Source organism: uncultured Arenimonas sp. (assembly GCF_963976025.1).
Lineage (GTDB): Bacteria > Pseudomonadota > Gammaproteobacteria > Xanthomonadales > Xanthomonadaceae > Arenimonas.
In genome coordinates this window covers 1-4,607 of the sequence record NZ_CAXBJS010000201.1, presented here as the reverse complement: position 1 = coordinate 4,607, position 4,607 = coordinate 1, and the positions used below count along the sequence as shown (strand labels likewise).

5 protein-coding genes are annotated in these 4,607 nt (G+C 68.5%); 4 read left to right on the top strand and 1 reads right to left on the bottom strand.

Annotation, left to right across the window (positions count from 1 at the left end):
• The coding region (locus AACZ35_RS12635) for a hypothetical protein (RefSeq protein ID WP_339829856.1) at positions 1–314 on the bottom strand (314 nt) is incomplete at its 3' end.
• A gap of 82 nt (positions 315–396) precedes the next feature.
• On the opposite strand from AACZ35_RS12635, the gene AACZ35_RS12630 reads away from it, so the two are divergent.
• From AACZ35_RS12630 to AACZ35_RS12615, 4 genes are all read left to right on the top strand, one after another.
• Positions 397–2,046: an isovaleryl-CoA dehydrogenase gene (locus AACZ35_RS12630; protein WP_339829854.1), complete on the top strand. Its 1,650-nt coding sequence runs from the start codon at positions 397–399 to the stop codon at positions 2,044–2,046.
• 88 nt (positions 2,047–2,134) lie between these two features.
• Entirely contained in the window at positions 2,135–2,842 is a 708-nt protein-coding gene (locus AACZ35_RS12625; protein ID WP_339829852.1) for a DUF481 domain-containing protein, read from the top strand.
• Positions 2,843–2,931: 89 nt separating this feature from the next.
• Positions 2,932–4,212: a hypothetical protein gene (locus tag AACZ35_RS12620; RefSeq protein ID WP_339829850.1), complete on the top strand. Its 1,281-nt coding sequence runs from the start codon at positions 2,932–2,934 to the stop codon at positions 4,210–4,212.
• A gap of 116 nt (positions 4,213–4,328) precedes the next feature.
• On the top strand, positions 4,329–4,577 hold the full coding sequence (locus tag AACZ35_RS12615; protein WP_339829848.1) for a hypothetical protein: 249 nt from the start codon (positions 4,329–4,331) through the stop codon (positions 4,575–4,577).
• Positions 4,578–4,607: the final 30 nt, after the last annotated feature.

The window sequence follows — 4,607 nt, the reverse complement described above, 5'->3', positions numbered from 1 at the left end:
CCCGATTGTTCCGCATCGAACTGCCCGCGCCGGGCCAGCGCGCGTTCGATGGCGTTGATGTCGGCGACCTCGACGAACAGGTAGGCCTTTGCACGGCGGGCCTCTTCGGCCTGGGCCGGCACGTCGTCGGCGATCGAAGCGTAGGTTTGCAGCATCACTTCCAGCCCGTGGCCGGCCAGGATGACAAAACCAAGCCGGTCTCCGTGCGGCACTTCCACCGTGCGCACCATTCCCACGGCCTCCCAGAAGGGCAGGCAGGGTTCGATGGCCTCGACAGGCAGGACGGCGGTGATTCGCTTGAGCTGTGGCTTCATCGCGGGCTCCATCGCTGACTTCAGGGGGCAGGTGTCCCCGATCATACGCGCAGGCACAATGACCGGGACCAGGAGGTGGCGCATGGACATCCGCGAACGTTTCCGCACCCATGACGTGGAAAACCAGCCGCCGCCGCTGGCGCCCAGCGACCTGTGGCAGGACGATGTCGCCCTACGCGAAGCCGTGGCGCGCGAAGGCGGCGGCTGGGCCAGCGACGCGCTCGCCGCCTACGGCGCGCTGGCCGGCGGTGAGCTGCAGGAGCTGGGCCGGCTGGCCAATGAGAACAAGCCACGCTTCCTGCCTTTCGACGCCCGCGGCCAGCGCATCGACCAGGTCGAATTCCATCCCGCCTACCACCGGCTGATGCAAACGGCCGTCGAACACGGCGTGCCTGGTTTCGCCTGGTGCCACGCCGACCGCGAGGGCGCGCACGTGGCGCGCGCGGCGCTGATGTTCCTGCACAACCAGGCCGACCAGGGCAGCAGCTGCCCGCTGACCATGACCTACGCCAGCGTGCCGGCACTGGCGCACGCGCCGGCGCTGGCGCGCGAGTGGCTGCCGCGCATCCGCGCGGGAAGCTACGACCCCGCGCACCGCCCCGGCTGGGAAAAACAGGGCGTCACCATCGGCATGGGCATGACCGAAAAGCAGGGCGGCTCCGACGTGCGCGCGAACACGACCCGCGCGACGCCGCTGCCCGGAAACGATGATCTTTACAGCCTCGTCGGCCACAAATGGTTTTTTTCCGCGCCGATGTGCGATGCCTTCCTGGTGCTGGCGCAGGCATCCGGCGGCCTGAGCTGCTTCCTGCTGCCGCGCTTCGCGCCCGACGGCAGCCGCAACGCCGTGCAGGTCCAGCGCCTGAAGGAAAAGCTCGGCGACTGGAGCAATGCCAGCGCCGAAGTCGAGTTCCAGGGCGCCGTGGCCTGGCGGGTCGGCGACGAGGGGCGCGGTGTTGCGACGATCCTGCAGATGGTGGCGCTGACCCGGCTCGATTGCCTGCTCGGATCAGCCAGCCTGATGCGCCAGGGCCTGGCGCGGGCGCTGCACTTTGCGCGCCATCGCCGGACCTTTGGTGCGCCGCTGGTCGAACATGGCCTGATGCGCAACGTGCTGGCCGACCTGGCGCTGGAATCCGAGGCCGCCACCGCGCTGGCGTTCCGGGTGGCGCGCGCCGTCGATGCCAGCGGCCGCGATCCGGCCGAAGCAGCTCTGGCCCGGCTAACCACCGCGTTGGGCAAATATTGGGTGTGCAAACGCACGCCGGCTTTCCTGGGCGAAGCCATGGAGTGCCTTGGCGGCATCGGTTACGTCGAAGAAACCGGCATGCCACGCCTGTACCGGCAGGCGCCGCTGAATTCGATCTGGGAAGGCAGCGGCAACATCCAGTGCCTGGACGTGCTGCGCGCGCTGGGCCGGGAGCCGGACTGCGGGCATGCCTTCTTCAGCGAACTCGCGGCGGCGCGAGGTGCCAATGCCGCGCTTGATGCGGAAGCCGGCGCGATCGAAAGCCTGCTGCGGCAGCCCGCCGACGAGCTGGTGCCACGGGCGCGCGAACTGGCCGAACGCATGGCCCTGGCCCTGCAGGCCAGCGTGCTTCTGCGCGGCGCGCCGGACGCGGTGGCGCAGGCCTTCTGCAGCGCTCGCCTCGGGGCCGGCCGGGGCCTGGCCTTCGGCAGCCTGGCCCGACAGGACGGCTGGCAGGACCTGCTGGCGCGCGTGCTGCCCTGAGGGCGGCGGAGTTTCGCCTTTGCGGCGTGTTCATGTTGCCGACGTTTAAATAGTGGGCCAATTTGAACCAAAATAGACGCAGGTGCCCATGAACCGAACCCTCCTCGTGCTGGCCGTGCTGGCCAGCCCCGCCGCGGCTTTCGCCGCCACCTGGCAGCCCAGCGCCGAGCTTGGCATCGTCAACACCACCGGCAATTCCGAGACCACCAGCATCAACGGCCGGTTTGGCCTCAAGGCCGAAGAAGACCTGTGGTCGCACGACTACTACCTGGCCGCCCTGCGTTCGGAAAGCGACGACGAGCTCACAGCCAACCGCTACGAAGTCGGCGCCAAGTCCGACCGCAAGCTCACCGAGCGCAGCTACCTGGGCGCCGCCGCGCGCTACGAAAACGACGATTTTTCGCCCTACGACTACCAGGCCACACTGGCCCTGAACTACGGCGGCTGGCTGCTGCGCGAAGAAGGCCGCAGCTTCAAGCTCGAAGGCGGCCCCGGTGTGCGCCGGGCGCAGCTTGCCGACACCGGCGAAGTGGAAACAGGCGCGCTGCTGCGAGGCTTCGCCGACTACCAGCACCAGATCACCGACAGCACCAAGTTCTTCAACACCACCCTGGTTGAAGCCACCAGCGACAACACCTTCGCCCAGAACGACATCGGCATCGCGGTCAGCATCAACAAGACCCTCGCGCTGAAGGCGGCCTTCCAGGCCCGCCACAACACCGAGGTGCCGGTCGGTACGGAAAACACCGACACGCTGACCTCGGTGAACATCGTCTGGACTCCCGCCGCGAAATAAACCGCGATGCCGCGACAGGCCGGCCGGATTGACCCCCGGCCGGCCCGCAGCCTAGCCTCGGGATCTACATTTCCGGGCAAGGCAGGCAGATGGCCAACAAATCACCGGTCGCCGGTTCCTTCATCGAGCGACTTCCGGGCATGCTGGCCTATCCCGCGTCCAAGGGCATGCTGGCGATGTTCGCGGGCCTGGCGCTGTTCCGGCTGCTGTCGAACCTTCCCAACATCCTGGGACTGGTGTTCGAGCTGGGCTTCTGGATCATGGGCTTCAAGATGGCGGTCGAGGCGCTGACCAACACCGCCCACGGCCGCTACGAAGCCCTGCACGGCGAAGACATGCTGGCTACCGATGGCGACGCCATCGAACAGATGGTGCTGGGCGTGCTGGTCGGCCTGGTGGTCACCCTGGTCGCGGTGTACCTGGGCCTGCTGGCCACGGCCGGCGCGCTGCTGGCGGTGTTCCTGTTCATGCCGGCGGCGGTGATCCTGCTGGCGATCAACCACCACTATCTCAATGCCCTGAACCCGCTGGCCTGGTTCGAACTGATCGGTCGCCTGGGCGGCGCCTATTTTGGCGTCGTGCTGGTGTTCGCGATCCTCGGCCTGCTGTCGGAAGTGCTGCAGTGGGGGCTGGTGGCGGCCTTCGGCGGGCCCGGCCAGGTGCCCGGCAGCTTCATCGCGCTCTATGCCCTGGTCGCCAGCTACCACGTGCTGGGCGACGTGCTGTACCGCAACCACGAGGTGCTGGGCCTGGACGTCGCGCCGGCGGTGGCGCGTGCCACCTATGGCAACCCCATCGAAGACGAAACCATGGCCCGCGCCGAAGAACTGGCCGGGCAGGGCAAGCCTTCGGCGGCGGCGGAGCTTCTGGCCGGGCTCTTCCGGGGGCGTGGCGCCTCCGATCCTGTGCACGACCGCTACCGCGAGCTGCTGATCGCCGAAGGCGACATCGATCGCCTGGCCGCGCACGACCGCGAATACATCTCCAGCCTGGTGGTCACCGACAAGGAAAAACGTGCGCTGGCGGTTTACGCCGACACCGCCGAACGTATACCGGGTTTCCGCCTGGACCTGCCCGAGCAGGTGGCCCGGCTGGTGGCCCTGGCCGCGCGCCTGGGCCAGGCGCAGCGGGCCGTGGCCCTGGCGCAGGACTTCGAATCCCGTTTCCCCGACAGCCCCGAGCTGCCGCAGGTGGTGGTGACCGCGGCAACCCTGCTCAGCGAACGCCTGGGCCGCGACGAGGAGGCCTGCGCGCGGCTCAGGGCGCTATTGCAAACGCATGCCCAGCACCCGCTGGCCGGCCCGGCCCGGACCCAGCTGGCGGCCCTGGAACAGGTGCTGGCGGCGTCACCGGGTCGCCAGGGGGGCTGACAGCCCCCGGGAAAAGCGCCCGGATTTCAATATTTTAGGGAACATGACTTCCGGCCCATGGCGCCTGCGATTAGGTGTTGTAGATTACCAGCACACCAACTCACGAGGCCCCGGCCATGAATGCCCTGAATACCCTTTACCGCCTGTTCCCGACCCGCCCGGTCGCGTCCGTGCCGGTGACCCGGGCGTCCGCCGCCAGGCTGCTGCCGACCGCCACCCCGGTGGCGATCGAGCTCGCCGAAGCCATGCGTCCCGAGCGCTACCGTCGCCGTGACTTCGGCACCGGTTATGGCCGCAGCAGCGGCTACGCCCAGGACCGCAGCTACGCCAGCGACTCCAACCACCGCCTCGTGCGGGTTGGCTGAAGCCGCCAGGACCGGCCGGCCTGACCGGCC